Source organism: Escherichia sp. HH26CH, assembly GCF_009820205.1.
GTDB classification, from domain to species: Bacteria; Pseudomonadota; Gammaproteobacteria; order Enterobacterales; family Enterobacteriaceae; genus Escherichia; species Escherichia coli_F.
This window is the reverse complement of sequence record NZ_VNXM01000005.1, coordinates 78594-104658: the sequence shown is the minus strand read 5'-3', so window position 1 is coordinate 104658 and position 26065 is coordinate 78594. Positions and strand designations below refer to the sequence as shown.

The following is a 26065-nucleotide window of genomic DNA, read 5'->3' as shown; positions in this document are numbered from 1 at the left end:
CTTTATGACTAATCCAATCAATATGAATAATTTTTCTCAAAGTTTAAATATAGCAACTGCAACGGGTGATGAAGTAGTTTCATTAGATAAACACATCACCACCAGTGCTACTGATACAGATCAAATACAAGCATTTATAGTTTCAACATGGATGGCATCTTTTCAAAATGATATGTATTCGAAAGATAATCCTATCTCTCCTTACTATGAACTGGAATGGTAGACAATTGACCACTTAAATGTTTAACGAGATACTGATTATATAAGTATCTCGTTCCTTTCCTTCAATCCTACACATAAAAATATATGCGCTTACCCAAAGTTAAAATCTTATCCATCTTCATATTTTCTATATTAATTACAAAAATGTCTTTCGCCAGTAGCGCTTGCTTTAATGAAGCAGGATCAATTTTCAGAATCGAACCAAATTTGATCAAAGCTATCGCTCTTGTTGAAAGTAATTTAAAAAATGATAGCATCGGCAAGAACAGGGATAAGAAAAACAATATAAAGAGTTTTGATTATGGTTTAATGCAGATAAACCAGATGCACATTCCCATGTTAAAAAAACGTGGAATAATAAAAGATGAACGAGATTTGTTAGATAACCCCTGTCTGAACATTAAAATAGGGACCGAGATTTTATATAATCATTTTTCACGTTGTGGGGTAACGTGGCAATGTCTGGGGACTTATAACGCGGGTTTTGCAATGGAAAACCAAAAAAAGAGGCTGCAATATGCAAAAAAAATATATGTTGTATATACCAGACTTAATGAAATAGACAAGCGTAAGGCTTTAGCAAAATGAGCCTAAAGCCTCTTTTTTTATATAGTGCAAACACCCATACGTAAAGCTGTTTTGATCAACTCGATACCACTGTGAACATCTAATTTCTTCATGATATTGAGTCTATGAGTTTCGACTGTTTTCCTGCTTAACTGCAAGAAATTAGCGATTTCTTTGTTTGTTTTTCCATCAGCTATGAGTTGTAGTATTTCTGACTCACGATTTGTAAGTTGATTATCAGAGGAATATCTTGAAGATATTTTTTCACAATCCATATGTACACTATCAAAATAAGTGTAACCATTACTAATCGAATCAATAGCGCGATTTAGTTTCGCCGGGTGACTGGTTTTCCATACGCATCCTTTCGCACCGGCTTCAAGCAATTTTATTGAATCAATATACGGCATTTTTGCTACAAATGTAATAATATGAGCATCTATTTTATGCGATTTAACCCATTTTATGAGTTCGGACCCCATCATTCCACCTGCAAATTCTCCTAAAATAAATATTTGGGCTGCAGATTTGTTACACTCCGCTATAGCTTTCTTCAGATCTTTATAGCCCCCAACAACCTCATATAAATCGGGATAATGTCCGAGAAATCCAATTATCCCATCAATCATAAACGGCTGCTGATCTGAAACTACAATTTTAATCTTTCCCATATATTCATCCTGAGTGTAAATGCTATAACGCATTCATTTATAATCATCCCTTCCATTATTATTATAAGCAAAATCCAAAGAATACATTGATGAAATAATAATGAAATATAATTAAAAATAAAATTTTTGTGTAAGCAAAATAAGACCAGTGTTGAAAAATCATTAGGCGTTTAAAATATTAGAATTAGATTATATTCAAGTCATTAAACCGGAGACAGTGATCTATAAGTCCTCTGGGTTCGTCAAATCAGAGTTATTCATAGCCAAAGAATCTATTTCACACATTCTTTCAACTAAATAATGTCTGGCATGTTCACAGATTTCATTAACCTTATCAGGGGAAAAACAGTGATTGCTAATTAAATATTGCTCACAATTATCCACAAATTCCTGCGGACTAAATTCAGCAATAAATTGATCTGTAAAAAAAATAAAACGTTTGTCATCATGATATGAAATATGGACATTCCATATTGACTTGTCGACAAAATATGACTCTACTTCAATAGACTTATCTTTGAAACTGGTAGGTATATAGAGATTTAAAGGGCCTGATATTGACGGTAATTTTGTTACCCAACTTTCAAAAAGTTTGATAAAAACTTCAACTTCCTCTGAAGATTTTAACAATATGCTCTTCAGATCGTTTATCATGTTTATTCTGTTTTTTTCTAATTCTGAGCTCAGCAAACTTATCAAGGGTATAAAATTATCCATCACATCAATAATGCCTTTCGCATAGCCATCATAATAACCTTGAATAACTTTTTCTTCTCTCTTTTCCTCAATACTCTGAATTTTTGCGGTGGTTTCAAGAAGGATCTGTTCTTTTAGAGAGACTATTTCTTTCAATCCATCAGAAATTATTCTTTTAATCACAACACCATTTGCAGGAGAGTTTATCAAGCTCATCTCTATTTTTTTTCGCATAAAATGTAATTCTCTCCAAAAGAGTAGCCGCAAGTGGTAACGGCAATTGTATGTGGTCAACAAAATCAGGAAATAATAAATTAAATCGTTGCTGCATTGCCAACGGTTGTTGCCTTACATAGGGCAACAACGTTGAAAAACCACATGTGATGATATTCTGATAGTTAACGATGCCAGGTTTATATCGTGCCTTTTCATTTATTTCCACCGGTATCGCTGATAAATAATTCCTTAGCACATCAGGAACCTTGTAAAAAAATCCCCGTTCTGCAAACCTTTCTCGATAAAAGTGACAACCACTGAGTAAACAGATCAATGGAAATAATTTCCAATTGTTTATGTAGTAAATAAGTGAACTATTCAGACTGAAATGCTCAACTGAAAGATTGTACTGTAGGAGTATCATTTCATTGGTAATAGATCTAAGTACCGGATTGCTAATACGTGCATTATTCAAACTTACTCGTTGAGGATGAATATAACTAATTGGATCATATATAATCTTTCTCAGGGCAAGGTTCATAACGTTCTCATATGTCTACTTATTTTTTAACCTGATTAAATTAGTTAGAATAGCCCTGTACTTCCATAACAGCCAGAAAGTCGCAATGGACATTAATGCAAGTAAGATAGAAACCGGCATAGTCTTATCATAAGCAAAAACAGGTTCGTTAATTTCATATGTTGGTGCTTGTTCAATAATATCTCTTCGTTTTGACAATACGACTGAAATATTCTCATATTGTACGCTTGCAAAGCTATTAACAATAAATCTCTTAATGTCATTTATTTTTATTTCTGGATTGATATCTTTTTCATATACAGCAAGTACAGAAATATGAATTGGTAAAGCAGTTTTGCCACTATCACCTGTATCAACATCGTAACTAACATGTACTCTTGAAGAAACAATGCCATCCATAATTTTGAGAGATTGCTCTAAACGCTGTTCAATAGCAGAATACAATCTTGCTTTTTCCGCTCGTGGAGAGGAAACGAGTGCATCTGCAGGGAACATCTGCGATATTTGAATATCAGGCTTACCCGGGAGATTGTAGATTTTTAGCCAATCCACCGCAGAAGCAAAATCCGTTGGTTCTACATAGATTGAAAATCCAGTTTTGCCTTGATCCTTCTTCTCTGCATTAATATTATGTCTTTGTAAAACAGCAAGGACATCATTAGCTTGCTGTTGATCAAGATGGTTCAGTAATTCCTGCTGCTTGCAACCGCACAACAGCAGGATAAACAAGAATAATGATATATATTTCATGAGCGAGTCAACGTCTCAACTGCAGCGACAATTTTTCTTGCTAATGTTCCCACCAATGAAACCTCGACATTATAATTAAGCACATGATCCTGCAAGACTAATAATTTTTCAGGAGTTAACCCCTTTTTATCAGACCTTAATGCTTGTAACGCATTTTGCTGCCAATTTTCAGTTTGTACCGCATAGTTAGCAAAAGCGGAGATCATTTTATCATCCGGGTTATCAAGATTGAGAACCCGGTCATTTAAATCAATAACTTTCGCTTGCTGTATTTCATGAGCAGTTGATTGCTCAGCTCTATCAATAGGTGGCATATTGCTTACTGACATAATAAAATCCTTATCCAGTTTAGCGGAAGTTTTGTATGATTGCCGAATCAAGATCTTTATACGCTTTTACAACGTTAGATTGCGCATTTCGATATAATGTATACTCAGCTAATGCACTCTGATATTCGGCAAGGAATTTCGGGTCGGAAGGATTGGTTGCTAAATCCTCCAACGCCTTTTCAACTTGTTGGTTAAGATCATCAACGCCCTGATCAAATTGTTTGCTGATATCCATAATATAACCATTCCAATCTGCCATAAGTCCTCCTCAATTATTCCTGAAATGTCCACTTGCTACCTTGAGACTTCTCGAATCGGTTATCTCCGTAGCTAAATGAACTATTATTTGTGTCCTGATTTTTCAAATTCACATTAAATCTTACATATTGTTTACCCCATTGTTTATAATATTCGTCAACATAATTATTAATTTTATTTAATTCACTGTCGCTTAACGTACCAATGATATTGAAATATACATTGTTAGCTGTTTTATATTTTTCATAAGAAAGACCTATTGCCGACAATGTTTCAATTGCCTGACTTTCCAATACATTATCATCTAATACCGCAATACTTATATTGCTGGCATATGGCATAGTTTGCAGTAATCCTTTAATAAGATTATCGATTAGTTGCTGTGTGATAGCATTCCGTTGCTTACTCACTGTCAGTCTTGGATTACTGGCATCTAATAGCTGTAGTTTAAAATATTGTAGATCTGGGAAATTATCAGCAAGCCATGAAAAAATTCGTATCGATTCATCATCAGGATTTATCACCCGTACTGGCTTTCCTGGTTGATTTTTTTCCAGTGCTTGTTTGACCCAGACAGCTTCATCCAAACTATTGGTATTGATATAGATGACATGATCCCTACCATATAAAATTTCATAATTTCTATTTTTGTTTACAAGAATTTTATCGATATGTCTCAGCTGCGGATCATTACTGGCATTAACAATATAAAAAGCTATAAAAATGATAGCAAAAAGAAAAAATAGCGTTACATATTTAAACAGCGTACTACTAAAGAAATGTTGTCTTGTTGAAGTAATGTTATTTTCAACAATACCTGGTATTGAATACTGCCAAACTTCATTTTTTCCTTTTACAGCAAATTTGAGGCCTAAAACTTCTATTTGCTGATTCAATGTTAACGTTCTATCTTCAGGTTCTTGTGCTGTTAATTCTCTGATTGTTACAACCAGATCAGGGTCGGTAGTGATTATTACCTCAAAACTGCCTGTAAGCTCTCCATAAGGAATGACTATCGTATTCTCTGGTAACTCAGAAAAAGAATCACTTCTTCCTAACGAAACATCATTACCAACGATAACGAGTACACGCCTATTAAGTATTTCATACTCGCATCCATTCAATGGTCCGCTCAATAAACGAATGGCATAAGATTCCAATAAGTCTTGTGATAAGAATTTATCATTATTTCCCATGAATACCACCCGCTAATTCCATAAGCTCTAGTTTAGAGTAGTGTAACAAGACGGAAATTTCATGACCAAATTATGATGACACACAATAAAAAGATTATAATTTTCGAGAACCATTTTAAATGCCTACATACATAACTTTATTTGCAATTTAAGGTATTCACCCTATTCCCTCATTGATATGAAAATATAACAATTACCATTATTTTAAATTTTACACGTAATATTTACCCTAAATGATTTTAGAGTGCAGGTTGGCATATGCAAGTCTTTTCCAGTGATGTCTACTTCACTGTAGGCACTAATGCATTATTAGCATCCCAAAAGGAATATTACAGCGATTTGGTTGCGTTGGTTGATCTTGGACATTCGTTCGTTGTTATTGATGAGCACCAACATCGAAATCTCAAACCAAATACAGAACCTGTAAACACCCTTTTGAGCAACAATTTCATCAGGATCAATAAGAATATTACATTATCTGATTTAACGCATTTCCTGGTTTCGAATCTTCATACACAAAATGTGTATTCCACTCAAGAACCACTTACCCATGATGAGATAGATATCCTGCGGTTATGTGTTTCTTATTCGTTAAAACAAATAGCCATTATCAAAGGAATTGATTATAAAACAGTATCATATCACAAAATAAGAGCCCTAAATAAACTTAACATAAAAGGTACTGTTGAGTTGTTTATAGCACTCTGTGAATGGGATAAACATTATTTTAAACTCCAATCTTGCATAAGAGAAAGTTGATATGTCATTAGTAAGATATAATAGTAAAATCATAATAACTGTCGCACTGATATCGTTGCTCTCTGCATGCACCAGAGAAAATTCATTAAAGGATACTCAGAATAAAAGAAGTGGCGAATCTCAAGCGATAGTAGATGCAAGACAGTTCTTTAGCGAACACCCGGAATATATATCATCAGCAGAACTAGAGCAGAAACTATATCGCGAATTTGCACAGGTTACGACTGTTCCAGCTTATAAAGAGATGAGTATGTATCAATTGCTTGTCATTTCGCAAGATCGTTTAACACATTAAATAAGAATCTACACGCTTTTTGCGTGTAGATTCTTATAAATTTCCGACTATGATAGATGATTAATTTTTTTAATTATTGTCTTTATTCTCACTTTTTGTGTCTTCACCTTCTTTGAATTTATCTTCTGAGGGGAGCAGTTCATCTGGAATAGGTTGTCCAGCATTCTCCACATCTTCAAGCCACAGCAGAAGACGCAAGATCTCATCTATATTTTCGAAGCTAACATAATCGTAGCGACGATGGGTAGCATAAATTTTTCGTGCTAATTTTTTATCTGTAATAATTGGTATTCCGATTTCTTTTGCATATTTCCTTACGGCCAATGCGACCTCATTAGTTTCTCTTACAGAAATCAAAGGTATAGGTGACAGATGTGGCTTAAAGTATATCCCTATGGCAATGTGCGTAGGGTTGGCAATCATCAGACGGCTATTACTGACATCAGATTTCAATTGCTCTGACAGAATTTCTTGATGGCGTTCTCTGCGTTTAGACTTAATTTCTGGATTTCCTTCTTGTTCCTTGTATTCTCTTTTAACTTCTTGTTTATCCATTTTCATATCTTTCATAAATAAAAAATACTCAGCGATAAAATCAAATATTAGAACAATTATCATACTGCCGAGACAATATAGTATGAGAAGGAATAGCATCTCTCCCCAATCTGATAATAAAGATATGATATCTCCATCAAGAGTTTTAAAAAGCAGTGATTTATGGTTACTCCAAAATACTTTGATCGCCAATGCAAAAAAAATAATATAAAGTATTGCTTTGACAAATTCTTTTACGGTTTTTAAGCCAAATATACGTTTTAAGCCATTTACTGGATTTAATGAATCAAACTTAAACTTAATAGCTTCAGTTGCTAATTGCATTTTACTTTGAAACCATGAGACAAGTATTGTTGTAAACATGCAAACCAGCAAAAAAGGAATGATCGTTTTCAACCAACCTATCCCCATAGCTTTAAAATAGTCCCAAATATCCGGTTTAGCGTTATGATCAAGGATGTATTCAAGAATCGACATAATATGATGCACATCAAATACATATCCGAGATATAAAGTACCCACAAGCATTATTACAGAGACTGTTAAGTCTCTACTTTTTAGAATTTGCCCTTTTTTAGAAGCATCCTGGAGTTTCTTTTGTGTTGGCTTTTCAGTTTTATTTGCCATGAAACACTCTATTTATCAATGTATAATTGCAATTGTTCTGGGAAAAAGGATAACGGCATAACTCGTTCAGCCAGTATTGGGCCAAAATAAATAATTAATATTAAAAATGCCAGCGCACTTTTGACAGTCAGTGAGATGGCAAAAGCATTTAGTTGTGAAGCATAGCGTGCCAGCAATCCCAGGACAGCTTCACCGCCCAGCATAACCGCAATCACGGGGCTTGCGTAAACGATAGTATGAGTCATTATATTATTAATATATGAGAATAAAGGCTCTAATTTAGGAAAATTAAAATTTCCTGAAGGCCATAAGTTATAACTTTGCCATAGAGTCTCCAGAATAAAGTTCAATCCACCGTTAGTAAGATAAACTGCTGCAGAGAAAAGGTTAAATAATCTTGCTAATTCCGATGTATCGACACCTGTAGCCGGATCCAAAGTACTACTTAACGTTGCACCACGTTGGTTATCGATAAAGCTGCCTATAGCAAGGAAAATCCAAAATGGGGATGCTAATAAGCAAGCAATAAACAACCCTATAATAATTTCTCTGACAGCAAACAAAGCGATATCTATTTCATTTAGGGTAGATAATTCATAGTGGTAATGCTGAACTAATGCACATGATACCACTATTATTATTGGATGGCGGACTACTGTTGGTATATTCCCACTGGCGAAAAATGGTAACAAATAGAAAGTTGGTGCCAATCGGCAAAAACCGAGCGCTGTAGCAGCCAGCAGACTATGCAACTGATAGAGTATCGCCTCCCCCATGCTATCCTCTCGCGAATGCTAAATTAAGCATTTCGATACCAAACGAATATAATTTTTCACCATACCATCCGCTCATTAAAAAAAAGCAAATACTTACGCACAATAATTTGACGCCAAATGGCAAAGTCTGTTCTTGCAACTGTGTTACCGTTTGAAAAAGCCCTACCAATAAACCAACAAATGTCGCAACTGCAATAGGTCCTGCAGACATAACTAAAATCAGATACAGCGCCCTATTCCCCGCAAAAACAATGTCGTCCATATTTTTTCCTCAGGGATTAATGGATAGGTCAAAATATTGTAAAATGAGTCCTTTCGATAACATTGTCCAACCGTCCATCGCGACAAACAGAATTAATTTTATCGGTGTAGATATGGTTACCGGACTCATCATCATCATACCTAACGTTAACAGAACGCTGGATATAACCAGATCAACTACAACAAAGGGTAAATAGATATAGAAACCTATAATAAATGCACTTTTTATCTCACTCAATGCATATGCCGGGAGTAACGAGAAAATTGAAATATTCTCATCATCGATTATCTCTTCATTGTCTTCAGAACTATTCACCTTCTGAATCTTTTCAAAAAAGCTAACCAACTCCGGTTCAGAATATTTTATCAAATATGATTTATAACCACTCATGCCTGTCTCAACAAAATTAACAACCGACGCTACATTATTGAATGAAAGATTCTCATTCTGACTGTTATTATATATTTCCTTCCCAACCGGCATCATTACGAACATTGACAATAGCAAAGCTACCCCATTAAGTGTCATATTTGATGGCACTTGCTGAAGTCCCAGTGCGTTTCGGACAATAACAAAAACAATCGAGAATTTAATAAAACATGTCCCGGATGCTATTATAAACGGTAATAGTGTAAATAATGATAATATCGCTATCAGCGAAATGCTATTTGACATTATTATTCCCTGATAACCAAGAATGAATTTCTACGCCCAATTTATCATCCACTTCAACAAGTTCGCCATAGCCAGTTAGCGCGCCATTTACACGTATCTCTATATTTTTCTCAGCTTCAGGAAGCAAAGATATAATTCTTTTTGCACAGAGATCGTCTATTTCATATAGATTCATTATTTTCTTTCCAAGAACAAACTCAATTTTTACAGGCAAGTCTTCAAAACTATTAATCTGCTGATAGTCATTTTCATCATTAATCTCGATTTCGCTTTTTTTGATATCAAAGTCATCTGTTTCAAAATCTTCCTCGTACTCAAAATGATCAGCCATTTTTAACTCCTCTGGATAAATTAAGTCACAAATCTTTGTATTATAAATAACCGCATAAGCAAAATTATCTGAAATTAATAAAACATCACCAACTTCAATATCAACAATGGTTCTATAACATGTTTTACTAAATCCAATTACAAAATGAATGGGCCAATATAATGTTTTTTTGTCTAGCGTTAGAGCGTTTTCGTATTGGCAGACCGTGACTTTATCTAACCAAACATTTAATTCCCCTGTCCATATTCTTATTAGTGGTTGAGCTGGACTCAATACTCCATCAAATACTTTACCTACACACAAACGATTATATTTTAGTTCAGGATACTTTAGATTTAACGGGGTACTAGATAAACTGAGCCATTCCACTATTAACCTTTCCGTTTCTGGCATTAAAGCCATCCCAGCGAGCTCGGCAGAAATTAAGGGAAATATTTCTCGAAGTAACACCCATCCAGACCAGCTGCCGCTCTCTTCTGCTATCGGTAGCCATTTGGCGCTAAATTCGGGAATTAATAACGCAACATCTTCACCATTTTCTTTCCAGTTTTGAAAAGTGGTTTCAAAGGAATGAGTGTTTCCATTTACTTTTCTCAGACCGAACATTAACTTTCGTCCTTCTGATCGTTTTCGAATTTACCTTCATTTTCTTGCTCATCATGAGGCTGATGTCGTTGCCCTTGTCGTTCATCTTGCTCAGTCAATACCCAACGTTGTGCTGTAACATCATTGTGTTGGGCTTCATGGAGTCTGTCGGAGACAATCGTGTCTGATGGTTTTAGTCGTATCCCTTCACTACTTTCCAGAATCCGAACTGTATGATTCTGTCCCCAACGCTGAAACTGATATGTCAATTCATTTTCGGGTACATTGGCACTATTAACAGAATTATTTATATCATTCTGATTGAGCGTATGAACATTCCTTTGCTTTTCGATATGTTGAGTAAACATGGTTTTGTTATCAGCAAACCTTCTTTCGTTAGTAATATCTAATAAATGGGCCTGCTCTCCATTTTTTTTGTCTCCATCGCGATATTTTTTTTCACGCTCTTTATTATTACTGTGGTTTTGAACCGTGATTTTTTCTGTATGGATACCATTATGGATTCCCCCCTTAAATTGTATCGTTTTATCAGATAGTTCAGAATTAAGACCCTGATCTCGTGAAGTCATATTGAGGACTTTCTTTGTAGAAAGTTGCTCTATTCCATTTGTTTGCAAAGAAAAAGATGAATTCCTGTCAACCTGGAGAGACGATTTGTTATCAATAGACTTCATTTGCCCATTCTTTTTCCCAAAAGTAGGGAATTGGCTATCCTGAGCCTGACGTAATAACTGGAGAATGGATCCAGCAACAATCTCACTCATTTCTTTATTTTTTTTGTTTTTCTTTACGAAACTGTCTAAATACGCAGCAGAATTCTCGGATGTGTCTGTGTTTAAATTTTTATAATGTTCAATTTTCTTGACTTCGTCCATTATATTTCTCCTCCTGTTCAAGCTCGTCTTGATAAAGCATCTGATTTAAAAGTTGTTTTTTTATGCGCTTCTTTAGTAGATCGTACTTTTCTCCTTTTAGCCACCAGTGTTTTCTTTGTGCTTGCTGTTGAACTATTTCCTTGTTAAGTATTTTTCGCCGCTCTGCTATTTTTTGCTTTTCAAGATTTATCTCAGCGATCTGCTGCTGAATGACTGCAACTTTACGTAACGAGTAAAATATATCCTGGCGAAATACTACTTCGCCGAGTAACTCCTTCATATCTAACAGTGACTGTAGGTTTTTAAGTTGCATATCATACAGGCGTTCCTTTTCGACTAACTTTTCTTTTTCTGCATTTAACTTTTGTAATGATGCTTCACATGCAGCCAGGCTCTGCGCTGTTCTTCTGATAAGTCGATTAACTTTACTTAACAATTCGTTCAAGCTCTTTTAGCGTTTCACTCATTGGCATTTTTTCATTAACTGACTGTTTTAACCAATTTGTGAGTTTAGGCCGGGCATTCATGGCAAAATCATTTTCAGCATTTTGCCCAGCGCGATATTCCCCTAAATCAATAAACACCTGTAGATCTTCCAAAGTGGTGAGGATCTTCCTTACCCGTGCAGCATTATCTCTGTGTTTTTCATCAGTGACCTGACCAAATACTCGACTCACACTTTTTAGAACATCTATTGCCGGATAATGACCTTGCCCAGCGAGTTTGCGACTTAGATAGATATGGCCATCAAGGATTGAGCGAATTTCATCCCCCAGTGGGTCTGATTCATCCTCCCCCTCCAGTAATACGGTATAAAAGGCAGTAATACTTCCTTTTAGTGTTGGTCCCGGCCTCTCCAGTAAGCGAGGTAAGCTGTCAAAAACAGAAGCAGGATAACCACGTCTGGCAGGTGGTTCACCCGCTGCCAGCTTCATATCGCGTAGTGCTCGTGCATAGCGCGTCATTGAGTCGATAAAAAGTACAACTCTCTTTCCTCGATCTCTAAAATACTCTGCCACGGTTGTCGCCATCAGGGCGGCATTACACCGATCTACTGACGAAAAATCAGAGGTGGCATAAACCAAAACACATTTTGCTGCATTTACTGATTTTTTCAGCGATTCCGCGCATTCCGTAACTTCCCTTCCACGTTCGCCAATCAAGCCAATAACAAACACATCAGCTTCAGTGTTGTTTACAAGCATATGCATTAAAACCGTTTTGCCACAGCCAGCCGATGCGAAAATCCCAACACGTTGACCAATGCCACATGTCAGTACGCCATCAATGACTCTTATCCGTGTCTCTAGTGGTGTATTAATAACTCGACGTTCCTGATACGACGGTGGCAGTTCATCAATCAGGCGTAAATTTCCCCTATCCCCTGGAGTGACCGGGACAAACCTTTCCATAATTTGACCAGAAGCATTCAAAACTGAACCAAGAAAGGCATCACTGATCTGTATGGTTAACTGCTCTCCCGTTGGTTTCAATACTGCAGTACGTGTAAGCCCCACAGAGCTGCCTATAAGGTTTAATAATGTCTTTCCATTGCGAAAGCCAACGACCTGAGCCCTGGCTATACGTTCATTTGCTTGCCAGCTCGCATAAATTTCGCATACTTCGCCCACTGAAACGTCGTCAAGCTCTGCTTCAATCAGCGAGCCGTTTATGCTATGTAAGTAGCTGTATTTATTTAATAGTTTTAATTTTTTCATACCAGCATGCTCCATATCGCAAGACATTATCCTAAATAGTTTTCAGAATATTAACGGGAACATTTTCCGTTAGTTCCCCGTACGAAAGTACTTCGAGGTCTCGATAACTAGATTCAATAAGTTTTTTGATAAAACGACGAATATCCACAGATCCCAGTAAAATAATGTCTTTAATTGGAATATTGATTCCAGAAAGTGCCAGTTTAAAATTATCCAGAATCATCTCAGCTTCGGATGCATCGAGATTAAGAAAAGTACCGCCAGCGGTAGGCCTGACACCATCTCTGATTCTGTCCTCTATTTCAGGCGAAATCACAATTGCTTTAATTTCTCCAGAATATGAAAACTTATGGCAAATGTAGCGACCTAATGCACCTCGTACATGCTCGACGAGTGTGATTATATCTTTCTCGCGTGGGCTCCATAATGCTAAAGCCTCCATAACTAAACGCATATTGCGCACTGAAATTCGCTCCTGGATCAGACGCTGAATTACCTCTGAAATGCGCTGCACGGTTATATATCTTAATATTTCTTTTAATAGATCAGGATACTTCATCTCTAATTGATCAAGAATATATTTGGTTTCTTGTATACCAAAATACTCATTAATATTATGAGCCAGACATACAGATAAATGATTGTACATTTCATCCATGGCCGTGCGAGTATAACAGCCAATTTTTGTTAATTTTTGGGCATCACTTTTTGTAACCCAATAATATTGTTCACCATTACTATTTACGATGACAGGTTTCTTGATCAAAGTCGAAACCACTTCATCTGAATATTCAACCAACAAGACAAGATCATGATAAATTTTAAATTGCGAGGCTCTGACTTCATTTAGCATTAATATGACATCTTCATCATTAAGGCCTTCCCCCTCGCGAATGACAATACCGGGAATACGGATACCATACTCAATAAAAAACTGACTACGAATCCTATCAGCAAGATTGATTTCAGTGTATTTTTTAGCCTGTACACTATTCATAATCAAAACCAAAGGTACCGTTTCGGTAATAACCTGATCAAGTTTATTAATAATACCTAATGAAATATCATCATCCTGATTATAGGGTTCCAACCCAACGGTGATATCTCCCTCAACAACCGTTTCTTCAACCCCTTTCTTTTTAAATTTAAAGTAAAAATAAATTCCTAAGATTACTGCCAAACATAAAAACACAAGAAGGGGAAAACCTGGAAGCAACCCAATACTCAGCGCGAGGACACATGTCACAATAATGACAAAAGAATTACTTAATAACTGGGACATTATATTTTGCCCCATATTATCACTATCGCCATTCACGCGCGTTACGATAAACCCTGCGCTAATAGCAATTAATAAAGCTGGAATTTGAGAAACAAGACCATCACCGACGGTAAGAATTGTGTAGACGGTCAACGCTGTCGAGAAATCCATTCCATTTTGGCCTACTCCTACTGATAGCCCACCGATAATATTAACAAAGATAATAATGATGTTTGCAATAGCATCACCTTTGATAAATTTCATCGCACCATCAAAGGAACCATACAGCTGACTCTCTCGTTCTAATACGCTACGACGTTCTTTTGCTAAATCTGCATCAATGATCCCGGCGCGTAGATCGGCGTCAATACTCATTTGTTTACCTGGCATACCGTCAAGCGAAAAGCGGGCAGCAACTTCAGCCACACGTTCCGAACCTTTAGTAATCACGATAAACTGAACAATAGTAACAATGGAGAAAATAACAAAACCAACTACCAGGCTATCTCCAATAACGAATTCACCAAAACTCGTTATAATTTCTCCGGCGTCCGCCTCAAGAAGTATAAGTCGACTGGTACTGATCGCCAGCGCCAAACGAAATAACGTTGTGATGAGGAGAATTGATGGGAATGAAGAAAAACTTAAGATCCTATCAACATAGAATGATCCTAAAAACACAAGTATTGCCAATGTTAAGTTCAGCCCAATCAAAAAATCGATTAAGTAAGTGGGCAATGGAATTATGAGCATGGCGATAATCATCACCATTAATCCAAGAATTATTAATTCTGGATGACTCCTTAACCCTATCAAAACTTTGTTAAACATTGAACATTACCTTCTTCCATGGTTTTTTATTTTGTTTTTTATTACTGTTTTGTGTATCAAAGAGCTCTACTGCAAATGTTACTTTTATTGCCTGTTTACAACACTCCCTAATCTCTAATAATTGTTCATTATTAATAAAAAGTGAAAATGGAAGATTTGTACATCCGCTGTAAATCGCCTTCAGGAGTAACGTTTTGTCTTTATAATTAGCATCTGCGGGTAGGGTTACCAGTGCATTTTTCAGGAGTTCCTCTGCAGTCTCAGGGAATTTTATTAACGATATCAGAAAAAATATCCAGTAATCTTCTGCGCTAATAAATTTTTTAATTATTGGGTTATTCATTAAAGTTTTCAGAAATAAAGCCTCTGCCGACTGAAGAGACAATAGTTGTGACAACTTATTGAGAAACATACCAAATTCCAATGATGAACAACTCGCATCAAGTGCATTTATATCTGAGAAAAGCGTCTCTTTGATAAATTTTGTCACTAGCATTCTATTTTGATAGCCATAACTACCAATCCATTCTACATAAGTATCTACAGCATCGTCTTCTGCCATTAAAAATTGTCGATAACTTGCCCTTAGTAATTTTGGATTTAATGACAACGCCTGGCCAAATAACTTTGCTTTTAATGCCGAGTTAATGCCACTATTAATGAATTTTTTAGTAGTCTCTTGATTAACTTTTCTAAGTAATGCTTCAGCGTTTATCCGCACATTTTCAGATATTTGTTTTTTACGTAAAATTGCACGTAATACAACCACCAGATCGCTTTCATCTGGAAATAATTTTTTAGCAAAGCTATACACTTCATAGTCATGGGTAGTTGCTGCCTTAAGCGCCTCCATGACTTTATCGGTTTTTTCTATTGGCTGATCTTCCAGGACATATTCTTCTCCGTCCAGAAAGTTGGCCAGTTGTTCTTCGTAGATTTTTTTCTTCATAAACTGCGTTAACGCTGCTGACATCTCGTCAGTAGCTTGTAAGAATCGAGCTTCTTTACCGGCGGGATCATCTCCCATTTTAGGCATTTCAGCTTCAATATCTTCATTATCTTCTGTGATAATGTCCTCTAAGCGAGAAACTTCTCTGGCTCTTTCTAATACACCGACATGCTCTACATGAATCGCCATTTCACTATCCTCCGACGACTTCACGATTCAAGTAAGTTTTTATCCATTTCTGCAGTAATTCATCGTTGATTTCTTTATTTTTTGCCATTTGCTGTGTTATTGCTCTGGCGTCAACCGCAGCCTCATTCGCATTATTCATCATGCGCTCATCGATCTCTCTTGGCTCAATAAGAAAGACACGAACGATGTTATTCGCATTTGTTCCTTCATATCCAAATAATTTACCAATAAATGGAATACTGCCTAATATTGGGATCTTGCGACTTTCATAGGTATTCGTATCTCGTGTATATCCACCAATCAAAAGACTTTTCCCTTGAGGCACGCGCGCAATAGTACTTATAAGCGTTCTACCAACCTGAGGCAGATCATCAACATTGGTCTTGTCGGAATTGATTTCATTGCCATCTTCAATATTCAAGAGTAATTCAATTTGATTTCGCGAAGCAAATCGTGGTAGCACGCTAATCATCGTACCATAGGTTACTTCATCCAACTCCGCAGTACGCTCGCCGACTAATTTAGTATAGAAAGTACGGTTATTATCAAATATAGCAGGAATATTCTCCTGTGTTAAAACGACAGGACGAGCAACAACGGCGGCTCTTCTTTTTTGCGCAAGTGCCTGTATTGTTGCAATAAACTGTGTCCCATCCAGGGTACTAATTGAACCTGAATTATTAAATGATGCACTTAGGCTGGATCCAATTTTTATCGTGCCCGACCAGTCAGCTCCTAACTGTTCTAGATCAGTCTTATCAATATCTATTATCCATAAAGATAATTCAATATGTCGCTTTGGAATATCGAGCGTAGCTACTAACTTCTCGATAAAATCAACCTGAGATACTGTTCCTTTAACAAGTAAACTGTTGTTATCAGGATATGCAATAATTTGTATATCGTCAGTCTCTGGCGCTCCAGCTGTCGATATTATTTTCTCTACTTGTAGGTCATCATCTTCTTCAGCACCAGGAAAAGGAGGCATACGTGATACGTTTTTTAGTTGTTGACGACTTGAAATTTCAGAAAGTACGTTAACCCCAGTGCTTTGCTTAATGTTATTATTTAACAACGTCGATAGTACTTTTGCCATGCCAGGAATAACTATCTTTTCGCCACGTAATTCATAAGTCCGGTCATTAACGAATGTGTTGACCAGGTGAATAATACCTACTTTATTGCGTCCGATCTCAATGCCATCACTGTTTTGCTCCATTAATTTTGCAGCATTAACGACCAGGTCAACATAAACCGGTGGCCCAGATACATAGAAAGTACCATTGCCGCCCCCTTTAATTTCATAACGAGAGTTATACAGACCCGATTTTTTTAAAAAATTATTAAACTCATTCGTCGATACCTTTCTCAGATTAATCAGCGCATTACGCATCTCTGATGAGTCATAGATATAAATAGCTTTGCCATCATCGTACCAAATAAGTCCCATCTGCGCCGACAGGCGGTCAATCAAGGCATAGGGTTCGGTTAAATCAAAATTTCCGCTGATCTGTTTCTTCATGGCAAGCTTACTTACTATTGTAGGCTTACCCGCATATGATGAAACCGTTTCAAAAAAACTACGTAGATTTTCTTTATTTGCTACGTATCCATTCGCTGCTGCGGCATATGCACCAGGAGTCAATAATCCATTAAAAATGCATAAGGCTGAAATTAATATAATAGTAATACGTAATTTTATTTTCATAACTTTTTACATAGTTCTCTCGGTGTTTTTCCTAACCGGCTTTTTACTTCGGCTGAAAAGTGTGATGAGGATGAGTAGCCATATTTATGCGCAATAGTTGTCATATCACTGTTTCCTTCAATGATTTCCAACACGGCTCTGGCAACTCTCCAGCCACATAATTCCGTTTTAACTTTACCACCCAATGCATAACTACATAAACGGCGAAAATGTGAATACGATACGCCGTAAAGCTCACCAAGATCATAGAGTGAAGTCTGTATGAGCGATTGCGATAATAAATAGCGAACCAGTTTATAGCATTCTGTTTTTCTTAGATGCTGAAACAGAATTTCATTAATATTATCGCTGCTCAGATAAGTGGCTAAAAACCAGGCTTCACTTGCAACTTTACTGAATAGCACAACTTCTGATGCAAAGGGCAAGGCATCAGCAAACAAGTCATGGTGTTCCCTTTCCACACTCCCCGTTGATTCATCTATAAAAGCTAATAATTTACTCAGGATATCAATGCGAAGTGGATGATAAATTACTTTCCCTGCAGTTACCTCAATTTGGCTTCGGTCAATGAGCAGTAATATGTCTTCCACTACCATTAATTTTTGATGGTTATTACCAATCGTAATAACAAGGGTTACATCCTTGTTTTCATTTCCCCGTAAGAACCACATTTCAGGGTCCAGTAGGGTTAACTTCTGTCCTTGAAGCAAAACATTCATTGGAAGTAACAGCCCTTCTTCAATCATGTTTCATCTCCTTATTCCATATTCTCATTCTCCATAAACTTGCAATAAAAACATGATTAAAAAGTGATGATTCCTATTTATAAAATAATGATTTTGTTATGAGCGAATAGCTATCAGCCACTTACAGTAGTAAGTCATCCTGTCCATATACAGAATTGCAACTGTTGATATGTTTTACTTAAACATACCCCGTATTTCTTATAACACTTGTTTGGTGACTATTTTCAATAAAAATCATATTTGTTAGTTACACATTAACGCACTGCGAGTGTTTTGTTACTCCCCGCATATATTTTATTCTCTTTTTCGATTCTATTTTTCTTAATCGTTCATATAATTTTCTTGTTAGTCGGATTTACGAATTATGATACTTATGATGGATGGAATGAGGCTAAGCGGCCAGGTCAACCCTGTAATTACTGCAGCAAACAACCGATATGTTACTTTTTCTTCCGAGAAGATAAATATTAAGGTCGATGTCACAACCAGACCTATCAGGTAAGCTAACAGTAATTTATTGATCACTTTTACCTCCCCTTTCGATTTCTCTTTGAGCGGTCCTTTTAATCCAGGACCGCCTCATTATGAAAACTATTTATTTCCCTCATCATTGATAAGGTTGGACATTTCTTTCAACATAAGAGTCATTGAAGCTTTCGACCAATTTAGCGGAATGATAGGGCTTGGCGCTTCATGCAAAGTTCCCGACTTGTGGATATAGTTATAGCTTTCGGGAAGTGCCATTTCAGGTACGCTCCTGCCATTTGCACCAATCATATTCTCGCCTGTTATTTGGGCCAATGATCTATTCATAAATTGCACTGAGTCATTCAAATATTCTTCTTTTCTTGATTCTTTATAAACAATTGCTGCTGATTTTGCATACCATGAGTCAAAAAACCATTCTGCTTCTGTTGATGGAATGAAGCTCTTTTCTCTTTTCGCATGTGAATTTTCATCAGTATCAGTTTTAATATCATTGAACCAAAAATTTGCCGACTGATAATTATCCTTCTCGTATCTTTTTATACCATACGGACCTGCTAGTTTTTTAACTATTTTTAAAACTTGCTCTTTTCTTCTGGTATTTATCTTTGAAAGATTTGCAGGATAAATAACATTAAGTAAAGCCGCATCGGCTTCTCTGTAATGTTTATCTTTTTCCAGATAACCTGGGGATTCTCCCCCTAAATCAAGCTGTAACGTTATTCTTTCATAACCTTTATCTATGAGGTGGTTCAACCTCGTTGTTGAAAGAGGTTCATCCAGTTCATTAGCTTTAGCTTCGCGTAGTAAATCAGAGATAAAAACAGAGTCTTTCTTCGAGAGTAGGTTTGACAAACGTTCCAGTCCAGAGGTCACCAGTGCAACGGAAGATGTGTTTAATCTGGCATCTTCTTCCCACGCTCCGGAATCTTCCATAACATAGAAATTGGCTTTATCCAGATAAGCAATCAGCAGCGCAACCGATTTTAATCGGTCACCTTTTTGCCAATCTTCAGCGTTAATAGTACCAGTGTCGATTGCTTGTATAAGGAGATCAAGATAAAGACCTAACGCATCATTTTGTTTATGGTTCCACAGCTGCGGCTTGCCTTCTTCCTGCACATCTGCCATCACGGGGGAGTTGCTGTCAAATCGGATATGCACAGCATTCATTTGCCCAGGAATACCATCCAGTCGTTTTGGGTTGCTAATGACGTCCTGCATCCGCTTAATCTGGTCGGGCGTAGACATATAATCCCACAGAGTGAGCAGAACCTTTTTTGCGGCTACACTATTTCCCTGATCTGATACTAATGCCATATAGCCCCATAAACTATCCCTCAGCCAGACAGCATCATAGTGGGTTTCTGCCGCTGTTTTGTCATCTTCGAAAGTAGAAGCAAGAATAAATGTTCCCCAGGGTTTCTCCGTCAACGTTAACTTTCGTGTATTTTCTGTTAATGTTAACAATCCTTGAATTTCGTCTTTGGTATAGTGGCTCTTTATTTCATTTTGTAATTTGGCTGAGTGAATCAGAAGACGATAATTAGGATACTTATCTGGATTTAACGATAAATAACTTTTATCAGTTGCTGCCCCTGTGGAATTAAGAGTGTTAAATACAGATTCACTCGACACTTCTGCCCCTGTCGCCTGGCATGTGCCGCATGAAAATATACCAGCGAGCAGAAGAGTTAATGCAGATTTCCCTTTCATAAAATATTCCATCTATCGTTTGTTAAAAGCGTAGATAACCACTTATTTAACAACTTGAAAATAAGGTATTTTACCTGGGTTGTTACAAAAGGATTGCATTGCGTAAACGCTTTTTATTTACAAAAAAATGGGGAAGTGTTACAGCGATTGCGAAAAGTCTGAAGCAATTGAATTAAGATAATATAGAAAATCAGATACAGCAAAAATGGCAGATTGATGAGGTGAAGATAAATTGGAGCGGGCGAAGGGAATCGAACCCTCGTATAGAGCTTGGGAAGCTCTCGTTCTACCATTGAACTACGCCCGCTTCGAGATGCGTAAGGCATTATAAACCTTACGCTCTCCTTAGCAAGTGCCGCGCTGCTGACTGCTGATTAATTCGCCATCAGCATTTTGGCTTGCTGCCCTGAGGCGGCAAGTAACGTAGCGGATCAATTGCCGTTGCACGGTAACGAATCTGGAAATGCAAGCGAACCGATGCCGCATCAGTGCTCCCCATAGTGGCGATTTTTTGCCCAGCCTTCACGCTTTGCCCATTATTTACCAGCATCGTGTCATTATGGGCGTAAGCCGTAATGTAATCTTCACTGTGTTTAATCATGATGAGATTACCGTAGCCACGCAGCTGGTTGCCCACATACACCACCTTTCCTGCACCCGCGGCGTAAATAGGTGTACCCCGTGGAGCTGAGATATCAATCCCTTTATTGCCGCCATCAGCTGTCGAATACGGCATGATAACTTTCCCTGTCGTTGGCCATAACCAACAACGTTGCCCTACTGGCGGCCAGGAAGATTTTGGTACTGCTGATGACGGTGTAACCGATGCGGTTTTGGTCGTTGATTTGGCGGTTGATTTACGTGTACTGCTACTTTTCGCCCCACCCAGTTTTAGTTTCTGACCAACTTCAATGGTGTAAGGGGGGGAAATGCCGTTCAGCCGCGCCAGCTCTTTTACGCTGGTTCCCGTGGTGCGCGAAATACGATATAGCGTATCCCCCCGTTTCACGGTGTAAACGGAGCCGGAATACGTTCCTGTATCGGATGATTTGCTACCCGAACAGCCCGCCAAAAGCAGTCCAACCGATAACAACATCACGATACCCAGAGATTTTTTATTCAGGCGTCCCGCACTCAAAATCTTTCCTCGCTTAAAAAACAAGACGCCATATCATAGCAGCCAGCCTCTGGATACCCAATCTCTCGCTTCTGGAAAAACGAGGTAATTGAGAAAGAGATTAATTTCATTTGGCAAAGGGAAGTATCATAAGCAAAATATTTGCTGTGGTGGTATCGAAGTTCCTGACTCTTTTACCCTATTTCCCATCCTGATGCGTAATAATCCTGATTTATCACATTGATTTTATCGCCACTCATATTGATACGTATCACTGTCCCTATTCAGGGTCCTGTTTCGTATCGTATCTGTATTTTTTTAACGTCATCACACTTCCTTCCTCCCCTAACGTTTATCGTCGTTTCTGGCGTAAATCTTGCCTGCTTAGACTAAATCTTTGCCATAAGAACCAAATGTTCAAATCGAGGGGATTTCTATGGAAGCGCGGGAAGCAACCGCTACGGGTGAATCATGCATGCGCGTCGATGCCATTGCTAAGGTCACTGGGCGGGCACGATATACTGACGATTATGTTATGGCGGGCATGTGTTACGCGAAATATGTACGTTGCCCTATCGCACATGGTTATGCTGTAAGTATTAATGATGAACAAGCCAGAAGTTTGCCTGGCGTACTGGCGATTTTTACCTGGGAAGATGTGCCTGATATCCCATTCGCTACAGCGGGGCATGCCTGGACACTTGACGAAAATAAGCGCGATACCGCCGATCGCGCACTACTAACTCGCCATGTTCGTCATCATGGTGACGCAGTTGCCATCGTCGTTGCCCGCGATGAACTTACTGCAGAAAAAGCGGCGCAATTGGTCAGCATTGAGTGGCAAGAATTACCTGTTATCACCACACCAGAAGCGGCGTTGGCAGAAGATGCAGCACCAATCCATAACGGCGGTAATTTACTTAAACAAAGCACGATGTCGACGGGCAATGTCCAACAAACAATTGATGCCGCCGATCACCAGGTCCAGGGGCACTATCAGACGCCGGTCATTCAACATTGTCATATGGAAAGCGTGACATCGCTGGCATGGATGGAGGATGACTCTCGAATTACCATCGTTTCCAGCACCCAGATCCCGCACATTGTTCGCCGCGTAGTTGGTCAGGCGCTGGATATTCCCTGGTCATGCGTACGAGTTATCAAACCGTTTGTCGGTGGCGGTTTTGGTAATAAACAGGATGTGCTGGAAGAGCCCATGGCGGCTTTTCTGACCAGCAAGCTCGGCGGCATTCCGGTGAAAGTTTCCCTTAGCCGTGAAGAGTGTTTCCTCGCAACCCGTACCCGCCACGCTTTTACTATTGACGGGCAAATGGGCGTAAACCGAGACGGAACGTTGAAAGGCTATAGTCTGGATGTTCTGTCTAACACAGGCGCTTATGCATCTCACGGGCACTCCATCGCTTCTGCGGGCGGGAATAAAGTCGCTTACCTTTATCCTCGTTGTGCCTACGCTTACAGTTCAAAGACCTTTTATACCAACCTCCCCTCGGCTGGAGCGATGCGCGGTTATGGCGCGCCACAAGTCGTATTTGCCGTTGAGTCAATGCTTGATGACGCCGCGACAGCGTTAAATATTGATCCTATTGAAATTCGTTTACGCAACGCTGCCCGCGAAGGAGATGCTAATCCGCTCACGGGCAAACGTATTTACAGCGCAGGGTTGCCGGAGTGTCTTGAAAAAGGCCGGAAAATCTTTGAATGGGAAAAACGCCGTGCAGAATGCCAGAACCAGCAAGGCAATTTACGCCGCGGCGTTGGCGTCGCCTGTTTTAGCTACACCTCTAACACCTGGCCTGTCGGCGTAGAAATAGCCGGCGCGCGCCTTCTGATGAATCAGGATGGAACCATCAATGTGCAAAGCGGCGCGACGGAAATCGGCCAGGGTGCCGACACCGTGTTCTCGCAAATGGTGGCAGAAACCGTAGGGGTTCCGGTCAGCGACGTTCGCGTTATTTCAACACAAGATACCGACGTTACGCCGTTCGATCCCGGCGCATTTGCTTCACGCCAGAGCTATGTTGCCGCGCCTGCGTTGCGCAGTGCGGCACTGTTATTAAAAGAGAAAATCATCGCTCACGCCGCTGTCATGCTACATCAGTCAGCAATGAATCTGACCCTAATAAAAGGCCATATCGTGCTGGTTGAACGACCGGAGGAATCGTTATTGTCGTTAAAAGATCTGGCGATGGACGCCTTCTACCACCCTGAACGCGGCGGGCAGCTCTCTGCCGAAAGCTCCATCAAAACCACCACTAACCCACCAGCATTTGGCTGTACCTTTGTTGATCTGACGGTCGATATTGCGCTGTGCAAAGTCACCATCAACCGAATCCTCAACGTTCATGATTCGGGTCATATTCTTAATCCGTTGCTGGCAGAAGGTCAGGTACACGGCGGAATGGGGATGGGCATTGGCTGGGCGCTATTTGAAGAGATGATCATCGATGCGAAAAGCGGCGTGGTCCGTAACCCCAATCTGCTGGATTACAAAATGCCCACCATGCCGGATCTGCCACAACTGGAAAGCGCGTTCGTCGAAATCAATGAGCCGCAATCCGCATACGGACATAAGTCACTGGGTGAGCCACCAATAATTCCTGTTGCCGCTGCTATTCGTAACGCGGTGAAGATGGCTACCGGTGTTGCAATCAATACACTGCCGCTGACGCCAAAACGGTTATATGAAGAGTTCCATCTGGCAGGATTGATTTGAGGATAACATCATGTTTGATTTTGCTTCTTACCATCGCGCAGCATCCCTTGCCGATGCAATAAACCTGCTGGCTGACAACCCACAGGCCAAACTGCTCGCCGGTGGCACTGACGTACTGATTCAGCTCCACCATCACAATGACCGTTATCGCCATATTGTTGATATCCACAATCTGACGGAGCTTCGTGGAATTACGCTAGCGGAAGATGACTCGCTACGCATCGGCTCAGCAACGACATTTACCCAGCTCATTGAAGATCCTGTAACTCAACGTCATCTCCCGGCGTTATGTGCTGCGGCCTCGTCCATTGCTGGACCGCAGATCCGTAACGTCGCTACCTACGGAGGAAATATTTGCAATGGAGCCACCAGCGCGGATTCTGCCACGCCAACGCTAATTTATGATGCGAAGCTGGAGATCCACTCCCCGCGCGGTGTTCATTTCGTCCCGATTAATGGCTTCCACACCGGACCGGGCAAAGTATCCCTTGAGCATGACGAAATCCTTGTCGCCTTTCATTTTCCGCCCCAGCCGAAAGAACACGCAGGCAGCGCCCATTTTAAATATGCCATGCGCGATGCGATGGATATTTCAACGATTGGCTGTGCCGCACATTGCCGACTGGATAACGGCAATTTCAGCGAATTACGCCTGGCATTTGGCGTTGCCGCGCCAACGCCGATTCGCTGCCAACATGCCGAACAAACTGCACAAAATGCGCCATTAAACCTGCAAACGCTGGAAGCCATCAGCGAATCAGTCCTGCAGGATGTCGCCCCGCGTTCTTCATGGCGGGCCAGCAAAGAGTTTCGTCTGCATCTCATCCAGACGATGACCAAAAAAGTGATTAGCGAAGCCGTCGCCGCGGCGGGGGGAAAATTGCAATGAATCACAGCGAAACAATTACCATCGAATGCACCATTAACGGGATACCTTTTCAGCTTCACGCCGCGCCAGGCACGCCGCTCTCGGAATTACTCCGCGAACAAGGACTGCTAAGCGTCAAGCAAGGTTGCTGCGTGGGTGAATGTGGTGCCTGTACGGTGCTGGTCGACGGTACTGCGATAGACAGTTGCTTATACCTTGCCGCCTGGGCTGAAGGCAAAGAAATCCGCACGCTGGAAGGTGAAGCGAAAGGCGGAAAACTTTCTCATGTCCAGCAAGCTTATGCGAAATCCGGCGCGGTGCAGTGCGGGTTTTGTACGCCTGGCCTGATTATGGCTACCACGGCAATGCTGGCGAAACCACGCGAGAAGCCATTAACTATTACGGAGATTCGTCGCGGCCTGGCGGGAAATCTTTGTCGCTGCACGGGGTATCAGATGATTGTAAATACAGTTCTGGATTGCGAGAAAACGAAGTAAAAGGATATCCGGCCTGAACTCAGGCCGGATTCACTGAG

General features: G+C 39.4%; 28 protein-coding genes, 1 tRNA gene and 2 pseudogenes. 7 read left to right on the top strand and 24 right to left on the bottom strand.

Annotation, left to right across the window (positions count from 1 at the left end):
- Positions 1–4 precede the first annotated feature (4 nt).
- Positions 5–223: a hypothetical protein gene (locus FQ015_RS00945; protein ID WP_000184104.1), complete on the top strand. Its 219-nt coding sequence runs from the start codon at positions 5–7 to the stop codon at positions 221–223.
- An 83-nt stretch (positions 224–306) separates the two neighbouring features.
- Complete coding sequence (locus tag FQ015_RS00940; RefSeq protein WP_001239196.1) at positions 307–810, top strand: lytic transglycosylase domain-containing protein; 504 nt, start codon at positions 307–309, stop codon at positions 808–810.
- Positions 811–827: 17 nt separating this feature from the next.
- Here the strand turns inward: FQ015_RS00940 and FQ015_RS00935 are convergent, their stop codons facing one another.
- From FQ015_RS00935 to FQ015_RS00905, 7 genes are all read right to left on the bottom strand, one after another.
- Entirely contained in the window at positions 828–1460 is a 633-nt protein-coding gene (locus tag FQ015_RS00935; RefSeq protein WP_000516283.1) for a LuxR C-terminal-related transcriptional regulator, read from the bottom strand.
- Between the two features lie 222 nt (positions 1461–1682).
- Positions 1683–2390: a hypothetical protein gene (locus tag FQ015_RS00930; protein WP_123058298.1), complete on the bottom strand. Its 708-nt coding sequence runs from the start codon at positions 2388–2390 to the stop codon at positions 1683–1685.
- A complete protein-coding gene (locus tag FQ015_RS00925; RefSeq protein WP_160523591.1) occupies positions 2332–2913 on the bottom strand; it encodes a type III secretion apparatus protein OrgA/MxiK in 582 nt (193 codons plus the stop codon). Before FQ015_RS00925 ends, FQ015_RS00930 begins: the two co-directional genes overlap by 59 nt.
- Positions 2914–2928: 15 nt before the next feature.
- On the bottom strand, positions 2929–3663 hold the full coding sequence (locus tag FQ015_RS00920; RefSeq protein WP_160523590.1) for an EscJ/YscJ/HrcJ family type III secretion inner membrane ring protein: 735 nt from the start codon (positions 3661–3663) through the stop codon (positions 2929–2931).
- Complete coding sequence (gene sctI, locus FQ015_RS00915; protein ID WP_000116717.1) at positions 3660–3992, bottom strand: type III secretion system inner rod subunit SctI; 333 nt, start codon at positions 3990–3992, stop codon at positions 3660–3662. Before sctI ends, FQ015_RS00920 begins: the two co-directional genes overlap by 4 nt.
- Before the next feature lie 19 nt (positions 3993–4011).
- Positions 4012–4251: a type III secretion system needle complex protein gene (locus tag FQ015_RS00910; protein ID WP_000796272.1), complete on the bottom strand. Its 240-nt coding sequence runs from the start codon at positions 4249–4251 to the stop codon at positions 4012–4014.
- A gap of 13 nt (positions 4252–4264) precedes the next feature.
- Positions 4265–5446, bottom strand: coding sequence for a PrgH/EprH family type III secretion apparatus protein (locus FQ015_RS00905; protein ID WP_160523589.1), 1182 nt, complete (start codon positions 5444–5446; stop codon positions 4265–4267).
- Between the two features lie 258 nt (positions 5447–5704).
- Between FQ015_RS00905 and FQ015_RS00900 the strand changes: the two genes are divergently transcribed.
- Both FQ015_RS00900 and FQ015_RS00895 read left to right on the top strand, forming a co-directional pair.
- Positions 5705–6205, top strand: a complete 501-nt coding sequence (locus tag FQ015_RS00900; protein WP_001195865.1) for a helix-turn-helix transcriptional regulator — start codon at positions 5705–5707, stop codon at positions 6203–6205.
- A 1-nt stretch (position 6206) separates the two neighbouring features.
- Positions 6207–6500: an invasion protein gene (locus FQ015_RS00895; protein WP_000060687.1), complete on the top strand. Its 294-nt coding sequence runs from the start codon at positions 6207–6209 to the stop codon at positions 6498–6500.
- Positions 6501–6569: 69 nt separating this feature from the next.
- Here the strand turns inward: FQ015_RS00895 and FQ015_RS00890 are convergent, their stop codons facing one another.
- The 17 genes and pseudogenes from FQ015_RS00890 to actS form a co-directional block, all read right to left on the bottom strand.
- Positions 6570–7682 carry an EscU/YscU/HrcU family type III secretion system export apparatus switch protein gene (locus tag FQ015_RS00890; RefSeq protein ID WP_001284723.1) on the bottom strand — a complete coding sequence of 371 codons (1113 nt, stop codon included), beginning with the start codon at positions 7680–7682 and terminating at the stop codon, positions 6570–6572.
- 8 nt (positions 7683–7690) lie between these two features.
- Positions 7691–8458, bottom strand: coding sequence for a type III secretion system export apparatus subunit SctT (gene sctT / locus FQ015_RS00885; RefSeq protein ID WP_039020562.1), 768 nt, complete (start codon positions 8456–8458; stop codon positions 7691–7693).
- A 1-nt stretch (position 8459) separates the two neighbouring features.
- Positions 8460–8720, bottom strand: coding sequence for an EscS/YscS/HrcS family type III secretion system export apparatus protein (locus tag FQ015_RS00880; protein ID WP_000341004.1), 261 nt, complete (start codon positions 8718–8720; stop codon positions 8460–8462).
- 9 nt (positions 8721–8729) lie between these two features.
- The gene (locus FQ015_RS00875; protein WP_000071537.1) at positions 8730–9395 is read right to left on the bottom strand and encodes an EscR/YscR/HrcR family type III secretion system export apparatus protein; all 666 of its coding nucleotides are present in this window, start codon (positions 9393–9395) and stop codon (positions 8730–8732) included.
- Positions 9385–10372, bottom strand: a pseudogene (locus tag FQ015_RS00870) (YscQ/HrcQ family type III secretion apparatus protein). The gene FQ015_RS00875 and the pseudogene FQ015_RS00870 overlap by 11 nt, the downstream one beginning before the upstream one ends.
- Positions 10332–10679, bottom strand: coding sequence for a SpaN/EivJ family type III secretion system needle length determinant (locus FQ015_RS24065; RefSeq protein ID WP_001329739.1), 348 nt, complete (start codon positions 10677–10679; stop codon positions 10332–10334). The pseudogene FQ015_RS00870 and the gene FQ015_RS24065 overlap by 41 nt, the downstream one beginning before the upstream one ends.
- Before the next feature lie 297 nt (positions 10680–10976).
- Positions 10977–11207, bottom strand: a pseudogene (locus tag FQ015_RS24060) (type III secretion system needle length determinant, SpaN/EivJ family); the annotation flags it as partial.
- Positions 11185–11643, bottom strand: a complete 459-nt coding sequence (locus FQ015_RS00860) for a type III secretion protein (RefSeq protein ID WP_001354951.1) — start codon at positions 11641–11643, stop codon at positions 11185–11187. The gene FQ015_RS00860 and the pseudogene FQ015_RS24060, both read right to left, overlap by 23 nt.
- Complete coding sequence (sctN, locus tag FQ015_RS00855; protein ID WP_000734320.1) at positions 11633–12925, bottom strand: type III secretion system ATPase SctN; 1293 nt, start codon at positions 12923–12925, stop codon at positions 11633–11635. The genes FQ015_RS00860 and sctN overlap by 11 nt, the downstream gene beginning before the upstream one ends.
- 31 nt (positions 12926–12956) lie before the next feature.
- Positions 12957–15017, bottom strand: coding sequence for an EscV/YscV/HrcV family type III secretion system export apparatus protein (locus tag FQ015_RS00850; protein ID WP_000482504.1), 2061 nt, complete (start codon positions 15015–15017; stop codon positions 12957–12959).
- Positions 15010–16155, bottom strand: coding sequence for a YopN/LcrE/InvE/MxiC type III secretion system gatekeeper (locus tag FQ015_RS00845; RefSeq protein ID WP_160523587.1), 1146 nt, complete (start codon positions 16153–16155; stop codon positions 15010–15012). The genes FQ015_RS00850 and FQ015_RS00845 overlap by 8 nt, the downstream gene beginning before the upstream one ends.
- A 4-nt stretch (positions 16156–16159) precedes the next feature.
- Entirely contained in the window at positions 16160–17863 is a 1704-nt protein-coding gene (gene sctC / locus FQ015_RS00840) for a type III secretion system outer membrane ring subunit SctC (protein ID WP_160523586.1), read from the bottom strand.
- Entirely contained in the window at positions 17860–18609 is a 750-nt protein-coding gene (eivF, locus tag FQ015_RS00835; RefSeq protein ID WP_000568778.1) for a type III secretion system transcriptional regulator EivF, read from the bottom strand. Before eivF ends, sctC begins: the two co-directional genes overlap by 4 nt.
- Positions 18610–18954: 345 nt before the next feature.
- Positions 18955–19134: a GhoT/OrtT family toxin gene (locus FQ015_RS00830; protein ID WP_001352966.1), complete on the bottom strand. Its 180-nt coding sequence runs from the start codon at positions 19132–19134 to the stop codon at positions 18955–18957.
- 66 nt (positions 19135–19200) lie between these two features.
- Positions 19201–20811, bottom strand: coding sequence for a glycoside hydrolase family 15 protein (locus FQ015_RS00825; protein ID WP_160523585.1), 1611 nt, complete (start codon positions 20809–20811; stop codon positions 19201–19203).
- Positions 20812–21044: 233 nt separating this feature from the next.
- A tRNA-Gly gene (locus tag FQ015_RS00820) sits at positions 21045–21118 on the bottom strand.
- Positions 21119–21196: 78 nt separating this feature from the next.
- Complete coding sequence (actS, locus tag FQ015_RS00815) at positions 21197–21949, bottom strand: amidase activator ActS (RefSeq protein ID WP_001309712.1); 753 nt, start codon at positions 21947–21949, stop codon at positions 21197–21199.
- Positions 21950–22364: 415 nt separating this feature from the next.
- Between actS and xdhA the strand changes: the two genes are divergently transcribed.
- Genes xdhA through xdhC form a run of 3 tightly spaced genes read left to right on the top strand, consistent with a single transcriptional unit; the run spans position 22365 to position 26027 of the window.
- The gene (gene xdhA, locus FQ015_RS00810) at positions 22365–24662 is read left to right on the top strand and encodes a xanthine dehydrogenase molybdenum-binding subunit XdhA (RefSeq protein ID WP_160523584.1); all 2298 of its coding nucleotides are present in this window, start codon (positions 22365–22367) and stop codon (positions 24660–24662) included.
- Positions 24663–24672: 10 nt separating this feature from the next.
- A complete protein-coding gene (gene xdhB, locus FQ015_RS00805; RefSeq protein WP_105276700.1) occupies positions 24673–25551 on the top strand; it encodes a xanthine dehydrogenase FAD-binding subunit XdhB in 879 nt (292 codons plus the stop codon).
- The gene (gene xdhC / locus FQ015_RS00800) at positions 25548–26027 is read left to right on the top strand and encodes a xanthine dehydrogenase iron sulfur-binding subunit XdhC (protein ID WP_001016587.1); all 480 of its coding nucleotides are present in this window, start codon (positions 25548–25550) and stop codon (positions 26025–26027) included. Before xdhB ends, xdhC begins: the two co-directional genes overlap by 4 nt.
- Positions 26028–26065: the final 38 nt, after the last annotated feature.